This is a genomic window from Candidatus Roizmanbacteria bacterium CG_4_9_14_0_2_um_filter_38_17, from assembly GCA_002788855.1.
In the GTDB taxonomy this organism is placed as follows: domain Bacteria; phylum Patescibacteriota; class Microgenomatia.
Genome location: PFSB01000021.1, coordinates 38037 through 58095, shown reverse-complemented (window position 1 = coordinate 58095; position 20059 = coordinate 38037). Strand labels below are relative to the sequence as shown.

The window sequence follows — 20059 nt, the reverse complement described above, 5'->3', positions numbered from 1 at the left end:
AAAAAAACATGTTTAATCTAGCACAATTGCAAAAAATAGTAGACGCTGGCAGCAAGCGTGTTGGTCGTGGTAAGCGTGGCGCTAGAGGAGCAAAGAGCGGACGTGGCACAAAAGGCTCACTCAAGCGAGGTAAAATGCCTTTGAATTTTGAAGGTGGAACTCTCCCAATGACTAAACGTTTGCCAATGTTTCGTGGTAAGAGTAAAAATAAACCAGTAAGTCCGAGGCCAGTAATTATAGATTTTGATGTTCTAAATCAGTTTAAGGCTAATGCAGTTATCACACCAGAAAGTTTGGTGAAAGCAGGTGCACTTAACGCAGTTGAAGTAAGGACTCGTGGTGTTAAGATACTAGCAAGAGGGGAACTAAAGAAAAAAGTGAAGGTAGAGAATATAGCGATGTCAAGTTCTGCCAAAAAGATAATAGAAGGAAGCAAAATAAAAGCTTAAATGAATTCTATCTTAGATCCGATTGTTAAGTCATTTCAGGCTCCAGATTTAAGGAAAAAAATCCTGTTTACGTTTGGTATTTTCTTTGTATTTAGATTATTCGTATTTATTCCTGTTCCTGGCGTCCAGCGTGAAGCGCTAAGCAATTTCTTTGCGCAGAATCAGTTGTTAAGTTTGTTAGACATATTTTCTGGAGGAACTTTAGCCAATTTTTCGATCATGGCGCTGGGTTTAAATCCATATATTAATGCTTCGATTATTCTACAGCTTGCTACTGTTGTGTTTCCAAAACTTGAAGAGCTAAGCAAGGAGGGGGATTTTGGTCGTCAAAAAATTAATCAATATACGCGTTTTTTAACTGTACCAATTGCTATTGCTCAGTCTGTAGGTATCTACGTTTTACTTCGTAACCAAGGAATTATCAGCGAGCTTTCAATTGTTAGCTTAGTTGCAGTTGTGGCAACTTTGGTTTGTGGATCACTTCTTTTAATGTGGTTGGGAGAGTTAATTTCTGAATATGGAATGGGTAATGGCATCTCTCTGCTTATTTTTGCAGGTATCGTTGGACGATTACCAGTGTCTATTTTTCAGACTGTCTCAGTTATTAACCAAGAAACTATTTTTCAAACATTAGTCTTTACGACAATGGGAATAGTAGTAATTGGAGCAATAGTATTTGTAAATGAAGGCACAAGACAAATTCGCATACAGTATGCCCGTAGAGTACAAGGTAGAAAGATGTATGGAGGAAATGCAACCTATTTACCTCTAAAAGTTAATCAAGCTGGTGTTATCCCAATCATTTTCGCTGTATCACTTATATTATTACCAGGGTTTTTGAGCAATTTTATGGCTCAGGCAAGTAATCCAACAATTGCTTCAATAGGTCAAGATATTTCATCGCTATTTAATCCAGAAGGCTTGTTTTATAATATATTTTATTTCTTATTAGTTGTTGCTTTTACTTATTTTTATACTGCAGTTACCTTTAACCCTGAAAAGATATCGGCGGAAGTAAAAAAATATGGTGGTTTTATTCCCGGAATTAGACCAGGTACACCAACTAAAAATTACTTAAATTATGTCTTGACGCGTATTACATTGGCAGGGGCGATCTTTTTAGGTATAATAGCAATTCTTCCTTCAATTGCTAACGCAGTTACAGGTATTGGAACTTTAATCATTGGGGGAACTGGTCTCTTGATTGTTGTTTCGGTGGTTTTAGAAACGACTAAAAAACTTGAATCACAGTTGGTGATGCGCAATTACGATAAATATATATGAAATTAATATTAATGGGAATTCAGGGTTCTGGCAAATCTACTCAAGGAGTAAGACTAGCAAAGAAATTTGGGTTGCAGTATTTGTCTACAGGGCATATTTTTCGTGATATGGCACAATCAAAATCCAGGCTTGGAAGATATCTTAAAGAAACTATGGCAGCTGGTTTATTGATACCTGACAAAAAAACTATAGAGATTGTTGAAGAATATTTAGCTCGACCTGAATATAAAAAAGGCTACATCATGGATGGGTTTCCTCGCACAATATTTCAAGCAGAACAGTTTAAACACAAGCTGGATTTAGTGATCTATTTAAATGTTACAGATAAAGAAGCCTTATGGCGAATATCGTATCGTAATGATGTGCTGCGTGATGACGAGACAGTTATAGCAGTTAGAAAGCGCATCGAGCTGTTTCATAAAGTAACAAAACCTGTCCTTTTATTCTACCGACGTCGCAAAATTTTAGTTGAAGTAGATGGAGAGCAACCTAAAACTAAAGTAGCTGAAGAAATAATGAAGCAAGTTGCTAAAATTAAAGTAAGTAAGAAGAACACATAGATTTATTCCATGAGTAGAAGAGTTATTGCTATCGTTGGAATGCCAGGTGCAGGAAAAACTGAAACTGCAGCATACTTTCGAGCTAAAGGATATCCAGTATTGCATTTTGGTGATCAGACAGATATTGGTTTAAAAGAGCTGGGGAAAGAACTAAATCAAGATAACGAGCGTTGGTACCGTGAAAAACTTCGCAGTGAGCTGGGTATGGCTGCATACGCAATCAAGATAAAACCTCGTATTGAAGCAATAGAAAATAAAAAGAAGGCAGTTGTACTTGATGGCCTCTATTCGTGGGAAGAGTATCAATATCTCGAAAAAGAATATTCAAATTTATTGATATTATGTATTTATGCTAATCCGGATACTCGATATAAAAGACTACTTGATCGAAATCATCGAGGTCTAGATGTTGTTGAAGCTAGGAAACGGGATGTAGCTGAATTGGAGAATCTTAATAAGGGTGGACCGATTGCGATGGCAGATTATTTAATCGTTAACGTTGCGGGGATTGAAGAGTTACACGAGAGACTAGGTAAATTTATTTTTATAGTCAATAATCAAATTTTTTATGGGTAACCCAGGAAAACTATCTATCATGAGGGAGGGGGGAGCAAAGCTTGGAGAGATTCGAGAGAGATTGTTGCGGGATGTTAAACCCGGAATTTCAGCAATTGAGCTGGATCAGATTGCAGAAGCGCTTATAACTAGAGCAGGAGGAAAACCTTCCTTTATGACTGTCGATGGATATAAATGGAGTACATGTATCTGTATTAATGATTGCATCGTTCATGGTATACCAGATAAATATTCATTGCAGATAGGGGACCTTGTCACGGTAGATGTAGGAATGCTTTATGAAGGCTATCATACCGATACAGCAGCAACAGCTATAGTTGGCAAACCAAAAGGTGACCATTTTTTGGATATAGGAAAATTGGCCCTTAAAGAAGCAATTGCTCAAGCAGTAATAGGTAATCATATAGGTCATATTTCATTAGCTATGCAGCAGGTTATTGAGGATGCTGGCTATAATGTAGCGCGGAATCTGGTTGGTCACGGAATAGGTAGAGAATTACACATGGATCCACAGGTTCCATGTTATCTTGATGAGGAAATTGAAAAAACGCCAAAGCTTGAAGATGGGTTGACGATTGCCATAGAAGCAATATATATGAAGGGTAAATCATCTCTTATTGTAGATAACGATGGATGGACTATGCGCACAAGAGACAGAAGCAGAGCTGGTATGTTTGAACATACAGTTGCTATCACAACTTCTGGTCCAAAGATACTTACTCATGCGTAAATTATTGGCGATAGTTGGTCCAACCGCAACTGGAAAGACTACATTGGGAATTAGTTTAGCAAAAACCTTTAATGGAGAGCTTATTTCTGCCGATTCTCGTCAGATATATATGTATTTAAATATAGGTACTGGTAAGGATATGCCTAATGGTGTAGAGGCGACATTCCAGGAATGTGATACACATTCCTGGAATGTGCGTGATAAGCAAATTGGCTATTATCTAATCGATGGAGTTAAAATCTGGCTATATGATGTTGTTGACCCTAGTTTACGCTTCTCAGCGGGTGAATATATGCGTCTTGCAAAGTCTATTATTGAAGATATATGGAAAAGAGGTAAATTACCCATAATCGTTGGAGGTACCGGTTTTTATATTAAAGCTTTATTGGGAGAGCAAGAATTATCATCGGTTGATGCGGACTGGGAATTGCGGGATGAGCTTGAGAAGCTTTTAGTTGTAGAACTTCAGCAGAAACTTAATGATCTTGACGATCAAAAGCTAGGCATAATGAATGACTCAGATCGGCAAAATCCACGGAGACTAATTAGAGCAATAGAGATAGCTAAAAAAATCCAAAATCCAACCACGCCTGCCGGCGGACAGGAATCCAAAATCCAAAAAAGTGATTTGAAAGTAGAGAGTTTGTTAAAAGTTGGGCTTTCAGCTGACAAACAAGAGTTATATAAGAAAATAGATCAGAGAGTGGAAGATAGGTATAAACAAGGAATTGTTGAAGAAATAAAAGAATTGTTTAAAAATGGTTATAGTTGGGAAGATCCAGGGCTTAATAGTTTAGGCTATTGGCAATGGAAGTTGTATCTAGAGGGTAAAAATACAGCAAGCGAGGTGATTGAGCGCTGGAAATATGACGAACATAAATACGCCAGGCGCCAGCTAACTTACTTTAAAAAAGATAAACAAATTGTTTGGTTTGATATATCACAACCTGATAATAATAGGCTTGTTCAAGATTACGTGCATAAATGGTATGATAAATAGTAATTATTATGGCTAATCCAGTTGCACAAATAGAGTTTTCGTATCGAACAGTTGTTTATGCAATCTTAACCCTTCTGTCTCTTTGGATATTATTTGTTGTGCGCGATGTAATTTTTTTACTTATGGCTGCTTTTGTGGTAATGGCTGGACTTAGACCATTTGTTGATCGACTAGAGAAATTTAAAATACCCCGATCAATCGCCATTGTTCTAACATATGTGATTCTTGTCAGTATTATAGGATTAATTGCAACATTGATTATTCCACCACTAATTTGGCAGTTTCAAAAACTGCTTGAGCAGATAGGGGAGTATATTTTACCATTATTACCATTTTTAGAATCGTCAACAGGTAATCTAACAGATCAGATACCCAAGCTTTCACAGAACGTTTTAAAGATAACTACCGGAGTATTCTCAACTGTAATAGGCCTTTTTACTTTTGCTATTATAACTTTTTATATGTTAGTTGAGAGACACCATTTTAAGATTTTTTTGGATAATTTTATTGGAAGAAAAGCGGAGCGTAAGGTATCTGTGATAATAGTAGCAATTGAGAGAAAGCTAGGTGCTTGGGTGCTGGGGCAGTTAGCTTTGGCAGTTATTGTTGGGGTAATAACCTACATAGGCTTAACTCTTTTGGGAGTGGAGTTTGCATTATCACTATCCATTATTGCGGGTATTCTGGAAATAGTTCCAATTATTGGTCCAATTATTTCAGCTATACCAGCGGTTTTGGTAGCTTTAACAATATCACCGGTGATGGCTTTGTTAGTTGTGGGGCTGTTTTTTGTGGTGCAGCAACTAGAAAATAACATATTTGTACCGTTTGTTATGCGTCGCGCTGTGGGTATTCCACCAATAGTGACGATTCTTGCTTTAACAATAGGTGGTAAGTTAGCGGGTGTTGTAGGAATTATATTATCTGTTCCCTTAGTTGTTGCCATACAGGTGATTTTTCAAAAGCTTGTTGTAGAAAACGAAAAATAAAACAGATTTGGTAATTATGTTATTATTCTTTTATGTCTCTAACTAAAAAAGACTTACAGGATATTGAGTGAGATTCAAAACCTTAGGGATGATATGCAAGTGATAAAATTAGAACAACCCCTGGCAAATTAACTGCGGGGAGGAAAAGTGAGAGGAGGCTTGTAAGCCAGATTCTGTTTGTTATATTAAATGGGTATTTATTTTTAATAATTGAAGTCAATAATTACCGTTGATGGCTATTCGGTTGATGATGCTTTTTCTAAAGCATTTAGAAATCTCTATGAAGAAAATCATGCTACCACGGATCCTGATTTAATTAAGGAATCCCCCCTAGTCTTATCGATAGATAACAATAAGGAGGACTCGTTGATTATTAAAGTAATAAATCAGAAGTTCTGTTTAAAGGATGATTTAGGTAGTTTAATTAGTGATTCTAAATCCACTATTGATAAAGTACTAAATCATTATAACAATGAATTATTCAAATCGGGAAAAGTTGCTTGGCTAGTTGACTATATGAACACTAATCCGCACTCAAGAAGAATTATTATGAATATTTGGCAGGATCAAACCGATAGTAAGCCTGATAAAGATAGTCCTTGTGTTGTTTATTTCTGGTATAGAATTATCAGCGGTAGTCTACATTTGCACACGCATATGAGAGCAAATGATGCATTTAGAAAGTTTATGCTTAATTTGGAAATTTTTGTCTCGCTACAAAAATATATTGCTGAACTAACTAATAATAAATTGGGAAAATATGTTCACTTTGTCGACTCATTTCATTTCTATAAATTCAATGAAATTGCTATTAAGAAATATTACGAAACAAAAATTTTCCAGAAATGATTAGGAAGCTTGCAGTTTAAAATTAATTTCTGGGTAATTTATTAGAAGTTTTCTTTCTACTTCTTCCTCCTCGGGATTAAATACACCAGTTCTGTAGTAGTCTCCTTTTTCACGTCGATATAAAAACTGCGCTTGTTTTATAACTATAGACCTTTTTAAAACATCCGGGTTAATGCAGCCACAGCCTTGCTTTATCATATGAGGGAGTAGCTCCTCCATAGAAAATCCAATACAAGCAAAATTAACAGAAGGGTTCCCTATTCTTGCTAAGTACCGAACCACCTTATCTACAGTTCTTCCTGTTACCACATTGTCATCTAGAACTAAAACACGCTGGCTCTTGAGCGACTGAATATTACTCAAGGGTGTTTCTAGTTGAGCAGAATCTCCCAGTTCTCCAGCAAGCATTGATGAAAAGGTTGCATTAATTAGTGAAAATGGAATATGTTTTGATCCTTTTAATTCCATGAATGCGTTAAGGGCGAAAGGTAATTCTATACCACCGTATTCAATTCCCAAGACTCTATCCCATTGACTATTTTGTTTGTAACGGTAAATAAGCTTACTGCTAAGCAATGCAATATCCATCGGATGATTTGCTTCCCTATACATTTTCAATAGTGAATTATTGATTATAGTTTGCTTGTTGCTATTTGCTCTAATTTTTGAAACTAAATAAGAAAAAGTAGTGTCTATTAGACCAAAGGTACCAGTATCTGCTGTTGGAGGAGATTCATATAAAAGAAGATTGTAAAAATCAAACACTGACGAGTAGCAAGATTGAACAAGTGCATGATAGGTCTCTTGTGGTATAGGTTCTCCTTCGGGAAGATATCTAGAGGACTGGTGGACCGCATGAAGTAGTTCAAGCACATGGTGTTTCTTATTGTCTAAAACCGCAAGTAAGGCGGCTCTATTCTGATAAGTTAAATCCTTTGGATCAGGCTTCTGAGCAATTATATTAACGACTTCTTGTGCTGTTTGCACTTCAGTACATACTAGACCCGCAAGCGTTTCTATATTTTCACTTGTTCTTGTTATATAAAAACCCAGACCTCTTAGGTGCTCATTGTCACCTTCAGTTATCCTTCTTAAATAACTGCTTTCATATTTCTCTGTAAAATATCCATTTAGCGATGTGTCTATTTGAGAGAAATCAAAAGTTGTCATTCTTACTGAACCAGTATGGTCAAACTGTTTTTCCACACTTATTACTCTTTTATAAGTCTCCGTATCAAAATCCTGATCTTGCTCAGCAAGAGTTGCAACCACATGTAATTTGTCCATATAATAATTAGGTTGCTGACGAAGATCTTCTTCAGAAATGATAATTCGCATGCCAGATATATCTCCTATTTCAAAATTGCTTGGTATCTCGCTATGGTATTCTTCTCTATAACTCATAAGTTTTTATGCTGTACTTACTGACTCAATACCTGGTCTTAGTACTGACAATTTAGAAGGAATAATTTTGTCTACGATTTTAATACCAAGTTCTTCTTCCAGAGTAATGCGACCTTCGTTATCAAGTGATGCTCTATGAACTCTATACTTTAAATTTTCATATTTTGGGTTAATTCCAATTTCACCTTTTGGTAGCAGAGCATTATATGGAAATAGGATTTTTTTCTCTGTCCAGTAAGACCATAATTTACTTGCACGAATTTGTTCATAATTTATGTGATATCCTTGATTATCAGTTCGCTGTCTTATGTCTCTATGAATTATGTGTCCGACCAAATTAGGATTGAGTCTCAAATATTCTTCTAAATGAGCATCTGGTTTTGGAAGGGCCCCTGAGCCAAGTACTCTGCGCCTAATGTACTGCGCAATTCTCCATTTCATGAAGTCATAAAAATGATCTTGTGAGAAGCTCTCAATAATTTTTCCTTGATTAGATGCATCTTGCAAGTAAGCAGCCACTTCTGTTAGTTTTGGCTTGAACCTTTCAAGTCTAAATTTTGTGTACAACTGTGGTGATAAATCAAAAACTAATTTGAAGTAGTTGTAGGTATTTAACTCTCCTTGTTCTGCCAGGCGTTTAGATTGCGGATCATCCTGAAACAAAGAGACATATTCAAGAATTGTCTCAAAGAAGCAATGGCCTAGAATATGTAGTGATTGTAGAGCTTCATTAAAGAAATTTTCAAACTGCTCTATTCCTACCGATTCTAGATCATACTCTCTGCATAATGCCAAAAAACTCATGTGCTCCATTTACCTGTTGAACCACTTGCTGTTCAATGCTGATAAGTGTTGAATCCGAATAAACACCCTGTTCTACTTGCTCTTCAAAAACTTCTGAATACATCTGTCCAAATCTCAAATAATCAATCCAGTTCTCCTCCATATTAGCTTCAATACAGCATTCAGGATTCAGAGATATAGCTACTATTTCTGGTCTGCTATTTCTCGGGTTATTAGGAATTTGATCCTCTAAAATAAATCTTGTTAAGTTGTGTATCCTCCCATCTAAGCGTAAGGGAGTAGTATATACACTTGCTCCTAAACAACCCCCAGTAGACTGTAATTCAGATCCATTACTTAAAATAGAATTTAGCGAAGGAGTTACGTGTATCAAGGTTAAACCATCACCTTTCTTAATCTGATCAAATAGCCGGTTGTCTTTGTATAAGTGGCCATTAGGGGTTTCATTTACTAAGTAATACTGCCATGCGAGTTCCACTGGATCCACTGAATTACTTATTGGATCACTTTCAAATAAGCTAATAAGTGGATTGGTATCGGGATTAAGTGCTTCACCATATAGATTTCTATTAATTGGGGCAACGGGATGGTTTGTTACTGCGGCTACCGATAAAGTGTGCCCATATTTCAAGCTACTTAATCTTTGTAAAATATGTTTTGTTCTATACCATAGTACTTGATTCTCTTGCTCCTGAAGACTTGCTACTTCTAATTCAAGCATAGTTTTCTATAAGTAATCCTACTTCTAATGCAGCTTTTTGTATTGCGTCTGAATTATCATAACCAGACATTGCATATAATTCACTTTGTAATGTGACATATTTTGCTAAATCTAGCAATTTGTGAACAGATTCTAGACGTATAAATTGTTGTTTGGGCCACCATCTCATTGTTGGGAGTCTGTATCGATCAAGTAAATCTGCATGTTTAACAATATCTAATGATCTTCCATACGACTCTTTGACATCACCAGGAATATCGTCATAATTATATTCATGATATGTACAAATAGCTACAATTTCCTTCACATCGCTATCTGACAAAGATACACCCCTATTGCTAAACGCCTGCACATTGTTAAAAAACCAGAGACCCGATCTTAGTCCATGTTCTGGATCGTCTCGATCATTAATTCTTTCTAAATCATGAATTCCTGCAGAAATACAGGCAACTTGAGTCTCTTGTTCATCATAACCTTCCAATTGTGCCAATACTGCTGCATATAGGGTGGCGCGTAATAAGTGTCTAATTCCGTGAATACTTTCAAAATGAGCAGGATTACTAAACCAAGATTGCTCAGGCAAGAAGTTGTTAATATAGCTCCAGGAGATAGGATGGTAATGATCAGTGCAATCCTCAACCTTGAACAACTGTAGCTGTCCTTCTTCAATTAAAAACAATACTGTGTCCAGATCCATAGCTTGAAAAGAGAGCTGTCTAAGATCCAGCTTGTATAATGGATCTAAAGGATTACGACTTGATTCGGTCAATGTCATCTGTATGTTAGAATAACCTAAATAGGTTTTAGTTTAACATAAACACTATAGGATAGCTATGTGTATGTAGTATGATAAAAGCAGTTATATTTGATTTAGACGATACTCTAGTAGATACAACCACCGTTTCACAAAGAGTCGTAGAAGATGTTTACACTAAGAATATCAATATGTTTGGTGGTAAAAAAATTGACGACGTGTGTGCTATTGCATCAGAAGTATTCAGCAATCTTATCAATAATACCGAAATCCCCTCTCCATCTGCTGCTATTCTAGTTTGGTTTGGAATTTTTAATAAGCTTGATAAAAAACCAAGTATAAAAGATATAGTTAGTTTAAGAAAGCAAATGATAGATAGTTTTTCTCGAAATGTAAAAGCTGTTTTTAGTGTAGATAAAGTTTTTGCATATTTACGTAAGAATAATATTAAGATTGGAGTGTTAACTAATGGCACTTTTATGGAACAAGCAGAAAAACTAATACAAACTAATCTTGATATAGATATTGATTATCTAGTTGGGACTGACATGACAGTTGTAGAAAAACCTAATGCCAAAGCTTTTAATTACATTCTTAATCTTATAAATGCTAATCCACAGGAGGTTGTTATGGTAGGAGATAGCTTAGAAAGTGATATTATAGGAGCAATGAATGTGGGAATGACTGGTGTGTTGTTTAGATCTGGTTGGAGACATTACTCGGAAGAAGAAGAGAGAAAAGCAGATTTTGTAATTAGTGAACTATCTGAGCTTATTGATTTATTGGCAAGATCTTTTGTGAGAGGAGGCTTGTAAGCCAGATTCTGTTTTAGATAGCAATTTATCTTGTGCCCGTTTTCTAACCTTGGCCGGATGTCCTTAAAACGGTTAAGTCAACGGTTGCAGCGGGTGGGATTGCCCGTTTCACCCCTTCGACATGCTCAGAGTTTATTCTGAATTTAGCCAAAGATTCGTCACTGTTGCTCTCAGGTCTAGTTAATTCTAGACTTGTTCTATCATCCTTTCGGAATCAAGACACCAGCTGTTGCCAGTCGGAGCTTACACTCCATCCCCTCATCCGGAGCTGTCTGGACTTTCCTCCATGAACCACGTTGGGTACACAGTAGCTATCCATCCTCCTCTCAGCTTATATTTTACCACGCTAAGCGTGGTTTTTTTACCACGCTAAGCGTGGTTTTAGCAGAAAGCACACCAGACTGCTAATAATCTTGCTTATTTTTAATTTATGTATTATCTTAACGTTGTAGTGTATATGCAGTTAAGAAATATAATTATTGGTTTTGTGTATCGGAGTTTTATAAAACCGGTGTTTTTTAAACTAGATCCGGAGGATGTTCACGATCAGCTGATAAAGGTTGGTCAGCTATTGGGGAAATTCTCTTTAACAAGATCCATTACCAATCTTCTATTTAGCTATAGTAATCCAAAATTATCGCAAATCATACTGGGCATTTATTTTTCTAATCCTGTTGGCTTAGCCGCTGGTTTTGATAAGGATGCCCAGCTTACTCAGATCTTGCCTTCAGTGGGGTTTGGATTTGCGGAAGTTGGTTCAATTACAGGTGAGTCTTGTGACGGTAATCCAAAGCCAAGGCTCTGGAGATTGCCTAATTCTAAGGCGCTTGTAGTTTATTACGGATTAAAGAATAAGGGGTGCCAAATTTTATCTGCAAAGCTTAAAAATATGCGGTTTAAGATTCCAATCGGAATTAGTGTAGCTAAGACTAATAACAAAAAAACTGTTTCTACGAAGGCAGGTATAAAAGATTATGCAAAAGCGTTTAGTGTGTTTGTGAATATTGGAAGTTATATAACAGTTAATATTAGCTGTCCAAATGCGTATGGAGGGGAACCTTTTACAGATGCTAAAAGACTTAGGCTATTATTAGCCGAACTGGATAAGATTAAAGTAAATAAACCAGTGTTTGTGAAGTTGTCTCCAGATCTTGCTAAAAAAGAAATAGATGAATTATTAAAAGTAGTAGCTAATCACCGAGTAAATGGATTGGTTATATCTAATTTGACGAAAGTTAGAAACAATCCCAATATAAAAGATGCTAATATCCCAGATAAAGGAGGAATGAGTGGAAAGGTTGTGAAGGATTTATCCGACGAGCTAATTAAGTATGTATACAATAAGACCAAGGGTAAGTTGGTGATTATTGGTTGTGGTGGGGTGTTTACAGCAGAGGATGCCTATAAGAAAATAAAAGCGGGTGCATCGCTCATTCAGTTAATAACGGGTATGATTTACCAAGGCCCTCAGGTAATCAGTGAAATTAATCAAGGGTTGGTGGAGTTGTTAGAAAAGGATGGATACGACTCAATTTCAGAGGCAATTGGTGAAAATAGTAATTATCCCGAGGTGTCAACCTAACCCACTCCAGGAGTGGGTTATAATATTGTCCAAGCAGTTGGAAAAAACGTTGACGATACGCACTAAAACTGTTAAACTTATGGGATTATTGTGAGCCCAATATATTAATGCAAGATTCATACACAAATAAAAGTCTTTTTGAAATAAGCTCTGAATTATTTAAGTCTTCCAAAAAAGTTGTTATTTCAGGTCAGGGCTTGCAGATTAATGATGTAGTTGCTGTTGCCAGATCGGGAAAAAAAGTATCTTTAACTGATGACCAAGAAGTTATATCCAGAATAACTACTTGTTATGAGCACATGATGAGCGATGTTAAGCAAGGTGTACCAGTGTACGGATGCAATACTGGGTATGGAGGGCAAGCAGGTAGAGTGCTAACTAATGGATCTTCGGAAGCCCGTGTAAATATTGCTAAGAAGATATCTGAAGGAATTGTTCATGTTGATGTATCAGTGGGTCCAAAATTCTCTGCGGATGTAGTACGTGGAGCAATGCTTATTCGGATTAACATGTTAATGAATGGTGTTAGTGGGGTTAAATTGGCAGATTTAAAACTATACGGAGATGCGCTGAATAAACATCTTACGCCGGTAGTTAATCAATACGGAGGAATAGGTGCTTCTGGTGATCTAGCACATAATGCACGAGTATTGAGTGTGTTGAGACAGCTACCTGGAGCTATGGTTATGGATAAATCTGGGAAAGAGAGATTAGCGAAAGAAGCTTTATCTAAAGCAGGCATTAAGAGCTTGCGATTAGATCCTAAAGTAGGATTAGGATTGGTTAATGGTGATAATTTTTCAACTGCATTAGCAGCTCTTCTCGCCGTTGATACGCTTAGTGCACTGTTACTTTCAATTGTTACTGGAGCAATGATGGTAGAAGTTCTTGAAGGATCAGATAGATCTTTTCATCCTTTATTGAGTGATGTGCGTCCCCATGCTGGGCAAAAAGAAGTTGCTGGTTTGTATAGATATCTACTTAATGGGAGTGGACTTGCATACCAGGAAATGAAGGAGCATAAAAAACGACCTAGAGGTAGAAAAGTTCAGGATGGATATAGTCTCAGAGGAGCAGCACAATATCAAGGGGTTAATGTCGAGAAGATAAAACAGATCTTGGATGTAATAACGGTCAATGCGAATTCAGTATCTGATAACCCTCTCTGGGTTGCACCCGAGTACGCTGTAGAAGGTGAGGATCCCTGGCACTGGGTAAGTGGTGGCAATTTCTTAGCAATGCATATGGTTGATGCGATGGATAGTTTACGCAAAATTATGACTCAAATAACGAAACTTAACGATAGACATTTAGCTAGGTTAATTGATCCTAGTGAAAATAATGGTTTACCACCAAATCTTTCTGATAAAAAAGCCATTACGGGGTGTGCGTTTAAAGGTGTGCAGATCCAGTCGGGTATGTTTGATATCTATTCAACTTTATTGTCATTTCCAGTTAGCACGATGTTTGGTGTACATGAAGAGAGAAATCAGGACATTACTGCGCATTCTTTAACATCTGGAATATTAGGCCTTGAGAATTTGAAAATAGCAAGATATTCATTAGCACAAAATTTAATAGCAGTAGCGCAAGCAGTTGATTTACGTGGAGGTCCAAAGTTATTATCTCCAAGAACAAGACCAGTATATAATTTTATCAGGGAGAATGTAAAATACTTGGATATAGAAAGGTCTCTAGGCGGTGAGATTGAGCAGATTTATTCACTTATTGAGTCTAATTCCTTTAATTCGGTAGTGATAGATAATGTTTTTTCAGAATTATCGTAGATGATTTCGAAAGGAAAAAATAGCACACTGTTCACCAAATGGATTAATGACAGAAGTTTTTATGCTGATACCAATTTACAGAGTGCGTCAAATCTTCAAGTACAATCCAAAAAGCATACCCTGAAACTTTTTCATGAAGCTGCGATAAGAGTTCCAGCTTATAAGAATTTTTTAAAGAAAAACAAGATCAATCCTCAATTGGTTAAGACTATAAGTAACTACCAACAGGTTCCACAAACTGATAAAGATAATTATGTTCAGAAGTATGATGTGGAAACTAGGTGTTGGGATGGTAATTTGGATCAAATGCATATTATATCTACTAGTTCAGGTACTACAGGCGTGCCTATTTTTTGGCCACGTAATTTATCTTCTGAGATAGAAGGTGCTTATTTGCATGAGTTAATTTTTAATACCTTACTAAATGTAGGCCAAAAAAGAACGTTACTAATTAATGGGTTTGCTATGGGAAATTGGATAGCTGGAACATTTACTTCTGCTGTTGTGAATTTAGTTTCATGGAAAGGTTACCCACTAACATTAATGTCTCCAGGATATTCAACGGACGCAGTAATTGAAGTGTTAACAAATGTGGCTGATGCTTTCGAACAAATAATTTTAACTGGTCATACGCAGTTTTTAAAAGATGTTATAGATGAATGCATAAATAGGGGCATACAGCTTAATAAGTTGTCATTGAGACTTTTAGGAACTGGTCAAGCAATAACAGAAAGATGGCGCGAGCATATTATTGAAAAAGTAGGATCAGATAATATTTACCATACATTTATAAATCTATATGGATCTGCAGATGCGGCCCTAATGGGTTTTGAGTCTCCAAGCTCAATTTATTATAGAAAAATAATTACTGATAACCAACAATTAACAAGTGAGATATTTAAGTCAAACCGTATACCATCCATATATAATTTTGATCCAAGATTGATTTTTTTCCAACAAGAGAATAATGAATTAGTTATTACTAAGAATTATGGTTGCCCTCTTATTCGCTATAACATTAAAGATGAAGGTGGAGTAATTAGTGCAAAAGATTTATCTAATTTTTTTCCTAGTGGAAACCAGAAGCAGCTATGTACATCTAAATGGCAGTTACCTTATGTATATTTATATGGTAGGGATAAATTTATGGTTAAGATTTATGGTGCAAATGTCTATACAGAGCATGTTCAATACGCACTAGACCATAAGCATCTTAAAGATTATATTACTGGTAGATTTAAGCTTGAAATAATAGACGATGAAAATAATAATCCCGTTTTGTACTGTAGGGTTGAGTTATTAAAAGGTAATTTAGGAGCTAAAAATATGGTTTTAAAAATAAAGGACATATTTGTTGAAGAACTTAGTAAAAGAAACAGTGAATATAGATATGTATTGAACGAATTAGGTGATAAGGTTAAGCCAGTTATTGTTCTTCATGAACACGAAGATAAAGAATATTTTTCGAGACATAAATTCATTAAAACAGCCTAAATTATGTCTAAGTCAAAAAAAGATTTATTTAACAAGCTTCTTAAGGAGTTATATAAGGTTAGAAATCCACATCTGGATTTTAAACAAGATATATTTCAAAACTTAAAAAATCAAGTTTCAAGTCAGGTAAAAAAAGAAACCATATTAAAAGGAAGGAAAGATACATTTTTGCCGAAAAAAGCTTTTCTAGATTTAACTACCTCACGTAATAAAAATCTAATATTTCCAGACGAGCAAGATGTTTTAAGAAAAACAGTGGTTGCTTTCTTTGGTTTGAGCGTTGGTAGTCATGCAGCAATTACGTGGGCTATGCAGGCAAGACCCGATGCTATAAAGATTGCTGATTACGATAGGATTGATGCTACTAATCTTAATAGAATTCAGGCTCTGTGGAATGATTTAGGTGTTAGAAAAGTAGATTATGTTGAAGATAGGATAATTGGTATGAATCCATATACAAAAATCTACAAACATATGGAACGTGATGCATCAAAAATTGAACCCTTTATAAGGGATAATACAGGTGCTGACTTAATTGTAGATGAAGTTGATAATCTACATGCAAAAATAATTCTTCGTAGAATTGCTAGAGATAGGAAGATACCTATTATCACCGTGGCTGATGTTGGTGATAATGTAATTATGAATATTGAGAGGTACGATCTTGATGTGAATACTGTGCCATTTTTAGGCAGACTTTCCCAAGAAGATATTTATACTATACTACAAACAAACGATGAGGTTATTTTGAGAAAAATGATTATCAAACTTGTTGGTTTAAAAGGAAATTCAGAGAGGATGAGTAAGTCATTATTTGCAATAAATGGTTCAATATCTACTTGGCCACAATTAGGAGCAACAGCTACTATTGCAGGAGGACTAATTACGACTACCATAAAAAAAATAATTCTTGGGGAGAAAGTTATTAGTGGTCGATATTACTTATCTTTAGATGATCTGTTGGTTTCGGATTATAAGTTGGAAAAGAATATAAAAAAGAGAAATACATTAATTAAGCAGCTAGAATTAGTTTTGCAGAAAAATGATGAGGAAAAATAATATTACAAATCCATATTTACCATGGGAGGTAGATCTTAAGAATTTTCCAATTGGTGGAAAATTTATGGATAAAGCTGAATTTTTGATACGATATGCAATCCTTGCTCCAAATAGTCACAATACGCAACCTTGGAGATTTGAAATAACAAAAGAATCTATTCAACTGTTGCCAGATTTAGAAAGATCGTTATATTACTCTGATAGAGAAAATAGAGAACTTTATATAAGCTTAGGATGTGCTTTAGGTAATCTATTAGTTGCGGCAGACTATTTTGGCTTTCATGTAAGAATTGAATATTTGCCAGAGTCTAGATTAAATGGAGTAGCGGTTGAGTTATTTCTTACTAAACGGACGACAAAATCTTTATATAGCGATATGTTCTCTGTAATTACCAAGAGATCAACGGATAGAGGTGTATATGAGGATAAGCAGTTAAATGTGCAAACTATAGATAAACTAAGGTCAAGATTCAAAGATAGTGGTGTTTCGCTAGGAATTGTAACTAGCAAGAGAGATATAGAGAAAGCTGCAGATCTAGTATATAAAGCAATTATGTTTGCATTTAGAGATACAATATTCAAGGAAGAATTATCAACCTGGGTTAGGCCTAATAATACAAAAAAATTCGATGGAATGCCTTTATCTGGATTTGGAGTTCCAGGAATTATTTCGTTATTTGCTCCATATCTAATAAAGCTAACTAATCCATCTATTCAAGCTAATATGGAGCGAAGGATGGTATTAAACTCTACGGGGTTGTTAGTTATTAGCTCTGCTATGGATGATAAAGTTGGTTGGCTTAAGACAGGAAAGTTGTATTCGTTTTTAACATTAGCTTTTTTAATTGAAGGAATAGGAACTGCTCCTTTTAGTGGAATGATTGAATATAAAAAGGTTCGCACTAAGTTAATGAAGATGTTGGGCATAGAAATGAGTCCTACTTTCTTTGCTAGAATGGGCTATTCAAATAACTCACCTCACCATAGTCCTCGTAGGGATGTTGCTCAACTGCTATCTAAGATGTAATAATGGTTCTATGCTGCTTGATCTGCTCATAGTCGTAATTGCGTTTGTTGGAAACTCGGCAATAGGATTAGTAACCTATTATAAGAATCCCAGAAGTACAACGAGTAGGATGTTTTTTCTTTTTGCAGTTTCAATAAGTTTTTATCTTTTATTTAACTACTTTGCTCTTCATCAATCATCCGATGCAGAAACTTTTTTCTGGATAAAACAGGTGATGACAATTGCACTTGTTATTAACCTATTTTTCTTTTTATTAGCTACTACTTTTCCGTATGCAAGATTCCCTATACAGAAAGTATATGTAATATTGCTGATAACAATGACTGTGGTCTTGTTGCCACTTGTTCAGATGAATCTGGTGTTTAGTGGGGTAGAAAAGAATACAACGCAACCGATTCCTGGGATAGGTATGTTGTTATTTGTTGCTCACACTGTTTTTTTTATTGGTGGAGCTATATTTGTGCTGATTAGAAAATATCTCAAGTTATCTGGGAGACAAAAAATTCAGCTTAAATTATTTTTACTTGGTGCGATATTAATGTTTATGTCAATACTCATTAGTAATATGTTATTTGTTATACTTTTTAATAATACACAGTTTGTTGGACTACTACCGCTTTATACTTTATTTTTTGTAAGTTTTGTGGGTTATGCAATAGTCAAGCACAGGTTCTTAGATATTCGACTAATAGTTGCTAGATCTGTGGCATACTCCTTATTAATAACTATTCTAGGCGGTTTATATGCGTTAGGTTTGTTTGTAGTTGGTAATTTTATTACCAGGGAACCTTCTTCAAGTGTAAATTTAATTACTTCGACCTTATTAGCACTTGTTATGGCGTTTACGTTTCAGCCACTACGTCGTCGATTGGAGCGAGCAACGGATAAATTATTTTATAGAGATAGGTATGATGTAAATCATTTACTTGGAAAGCTTGGGAGGCTTATGGCGTCAACGTATGACCTGACAGGTCTATCACAGGGGGTGTTGGATCAGATGGAATCTAATCTGAAAGCTACCAATGCAACTATAGTGCTTGTAAAGGGTTCGAGAGTAGATTGGTCGTTAACAGTTGGTAGTAATAAGTCAAAATTAGTTGCTAATGATATAAAAAAGCTTATTGCAGCTGGACCGAATAAAGGCTCAAATGTATTAGTCTTTGACGAACTAGATGAAGGAGGGGTTAAGGAGATTATGCGGAAGAATGAGTTTAGTGTGGTGGTCCCATTAATTGCAGAAAGGGTGGTAATTGGCGCTTTAATATTAGGAGACAAAGCCTCTGGTGATGTATATACCAGTGAAGATATTAATGTGTTGGAGATAATAGGTCCCCAGATCTCAGTAGCTATAGATAATGCCAGAGCTTATGAAGAAATAAAGCAGTTTAATATAAAGTTAAAAAAGGAGATAGAAGAAGCTACTTCCAACCTACGGGGTGCGAATAAGAGACTTAGGGATCTTGATAAGATTAAAGATGAATTTATCTCCATAACAAGTCATGAGCTCCGAACCCCAATGACGGCTGTCAAGAGTTATTTATGGATGGTTCTCAATAAGAGCGGAAAAAATCTAGGTAAAAAAGGAACTGATCATTTAAATAGAGCATATGTTTCTACTCAGAGAACAATAAATTTGGTTAACGATATGCTCGATGTATCTAGAATCGAAGGAAATCGATTTGAAATTAATAAAGAAAAAATAGATATTGTTGAGCTAGCTAATGAGAGCATGCATGAGCTAATTGGTAGAGCGCATGAGCGGAAAGTTAGGCTAACGGTTCAAAAGAAAAAAATGCCGTTTGTGTTTGTTGACCATGACAAGATTTATCAGGTTATGGATAATCTTATTAGTAATGCGTTAAAGTTTACACCTAAGGGTGGATCAATTACCGTTGGTTTTATTAAACGGGGTAAGTTTATTGTAGTTGATGTGCGAGATACAGGCACAGGGATAAGTAAGTCTGACCAAAAACGTCTATTTAAGAAATTTGGCAGAGTAGAAAGCTCGTATACTGCCATGGCGGAAGTTGGAGGAACTGGTCTGGGATTATATGTTTCTAAGCAGATTATTGAAATGCATGGAGGAAAGATATGGATAGAGTCGGAAGCGGGTAAAGGCTCTACCTTTTTGTTTACAGTCCCGGTTGCCAAAGTATAGCATACAACCTCGGGGGT

19 protein-coding genes are annotated in these 20059 nt (G+C 35.8%); 15 read left to right on the top strand and 4 right to left on the bottom strand.

The window, feature by feature from the left end; all coding sequences use genetic code 11:
- Window positions 1-8: 8 nt before the first annotated feature.
- From rplO to CO050_04945, 8 genes are all read left to right on the top strand, one after another.
- Window positions 9-449 carry a 50S ribosomal protein L15 gene (gene rplO / locus CO050_04980; protein ID PJC30892.1) on the top strand — a complete coding sequence of 147 codons (441 nt, stop codon included), beginning with the start codon at window positions 9-11 and terminating at the stop codon, window positions 447-449.
- The gene (locus CO050_04975) at window positions 450-1733 is read left to right on the top strand and encodes a preprotein translocase subunit SecY (GenBank protein ID PJC30891.1); all 1284 of its coding nucleotides are present in this window, start codon (window positions 450-452) and stop codon (window positions 1731-1733) included.
- Window positions 1730-2293: an adenylate kinase gene (locus tag CO050_04970; GenBank protein PJC30890.1), complete on the top strand. Its 564-nt coding sequence runs from the start codon at window positions 1730-1732 to the stop codon at window positions 2291-2293. The genes CO050_04975 and CO050_04970 overlap by 4 nt, the downstream gene beginning before the upstream one ends.
- Before the next feature lie 9 nt (window positions 2294-2302).
- The gene (locus CO050_04965) at window positions 2303-2869 is read left to right on the top strand and encodes a dephospho-CoA kinase (protein ID PJC30889.1); all 567 of its coding nucleotides are present in this window, start codon (window positions 2303-2305) and stop codon (window positions 2867-2869) included.
- Window positions 2862-3599: a type I methionyl aminopeptidase gene (map, locus tag CO050_04960; GenBank protein ID PJC30888.1), complete on the top strand. Its 738-nt coding sequence runs from the start codon at window positions 2862-2864 to the stop codon at window positions 3597-3599. Before CO050_04965 ends, map begins: the two co-directional genes overlap by 8 nt.
- Complete coding sequence (locus CO050_04955) at window positions 3499-4599, top strand: hypothetical protein (protein ID PJC30887.1); 1101 nt, start codon at window positions 3499-3501, stop codon at window positions 4597-4599. Before map ends, CO050_04955 begins: the two co-directional genes overlap by 101 nt.
- Window positions 4600-4607: 8 nt before the next feature.
- Window positions 4608-5588: a hypothetical protein gene (locus CO050_04950; protein PJC30886.1), complete on the top strand. Its 981-nt coding sequence runs from the start codon at window positions 4608-4610 to the stop codon at window positions 5586-5588.
- 210 nt (window positions 5589-5798) lie between these two features.
- Window positions 5799-6437 carry a hypothetical protein gene (locus CO050_04945; GenBank protein ID PJC30885.1) on the top strand — a complete coding sequence of 213 codons (639 nt, stop codon included), beginning with the start codon at window positions 5799-5801 and terminating at the stop codon, window positions 6435-6437.
- Here the strand turns inward: CO050_04945 and CO050_04940 are convergent, their stop codons facing one another.
- Genes CO050_04940 through CO050_04925 form a run of 4 tightly spaced genes read right to left on the bottom strand, consistent with a single transcriptional unit; the run spans window position 6438 to window position 10141 of the window.
- On the bottom strand, window positions 6438-7841 hold the full coding sequence (locus CO050_04940; protein ID PJC30884.1) for a hypothetical protein: 1404 nt from the start codon (window positions 7839-7841) through the stop codon (window positions 6438-6440).
- Window positions 7842-7847: 6 nt separating this feature from the next.
- Entirely contained in the window at window positions 7848-8645 is a 798-nt protein-coding gene (locus CO050_04935; protein ID PJC30883.1) for a hypothetical protein, read from the bottom strand.
- Window positions 8614-9366, bottom strand: coding sequence for a hypothetical protein (locus CO050_04930; GenBank protein PJC30882.1), 753 nt, complete (start codon window positions 9364-9366; stop codon window positions 8614-8616). Before CO050_04930 ends, CO050_04935 begins: the two co-directional genes overlap by 32 nt.
- Complete coding sequence (locus CO050_04925) at window positions 9359-10141, bottom strand: hypothetical protein (protein PJC30881.1); 783 nt, start codon at window positions 10139-10141, stop codon at window positions 9359-9361. The genes CO050_04930 and CO050_04925 overlap by 8 nt, the downstream gene beginning before the upstream one ends.
- Before the next feature lie 71 nt (window positions 10142-10212).
- On the opposite strand from CO050_04925, the gene CO050_04920 reads away from it, so the two are divergent.
- From CO050_04920 to CO050_04890, 7 genes are all read left to right on the top strand, one after another.
- The gene (locus CO050_04920; GenBank protein ID PJC30880.1) at window positions 10213-10935 is read left to right on the top strand and encodes a hypothetical protein; all 723 of its coding nucleotides are present in this window, start codon (window positions 10213-10215) and stop codon (window positions 10933-10935) included.
- 430 nt (window positions 10936-11365) lie between these two features.
- Entirely contained in the window at window positions 11366-12517 is a 1152-nt protein-coding gene (locus CO050_04915) for a quinone-dependent dihydroorotate dehydrogenase (protein PJC30879.1), read from the top strand.
- Window positions 12518-12624: 107 nt separating this feature from the next.
- Window positions 12625-14304 carry a hypothetical protein gene (locus CO050_04910; GenBank protein ID PJC30878.1) on the top strand — a complete coding sequence of 560 codons (1680 nt, stop codon included), beginning with the start codon at window positions 12625-12627 and terminating at the stop codon, window positions 14302-14304.
- Complete coding sequence (locus CO050_04905) at window positions 14305-15798, top strand: hypothetical protein (protein ID PJC30877.1); 1494 nt, start codon at window positions 14305-14307, stop codon at window positions 15796-15798.
- A 3-nt stretch (window positions 15799-15801) separates the two neighbouring features.
- The gene (locus CO050_04900; GenBank protein ID PJC30876.1) at window positions 15802-16857 is read left to right on the top strand and encodes a hypothetical protein; all 1056 of its coding nucleotides are present in this window, start codon (window positions 15802-15804) and stop codon (window positions 16855-16857) included.
- The gene (locus CO050_04895; GenBank protein ID PJC30875.1) at window positions 16844-17884 is read left to right on the top strand and encodes a hypothetical protein; all 1041 of its coding nucleotides are present in this window, start codon (window positions 16844-16846) and stop codon (window positions 17882-17884) included. Before CO050_04900 ends, CO050_04895 begins: the two co-directional genes overlap by 14 nt.
- A complete protein-coding gene (locus CO050_04890) occupies window positions 17856-20042 on the top strand; it encodes a hypothetical protein (GenBank protein PJC30874.1) in 2187 nt (728 codons plus the stop codon). The genes CO050_04895 and CO050_04890 overlap by 29 nt, the downstream gene beginning before the upstream one ends.
- Window positions 20043-20059: the final 17 nt, after the last annotated feature.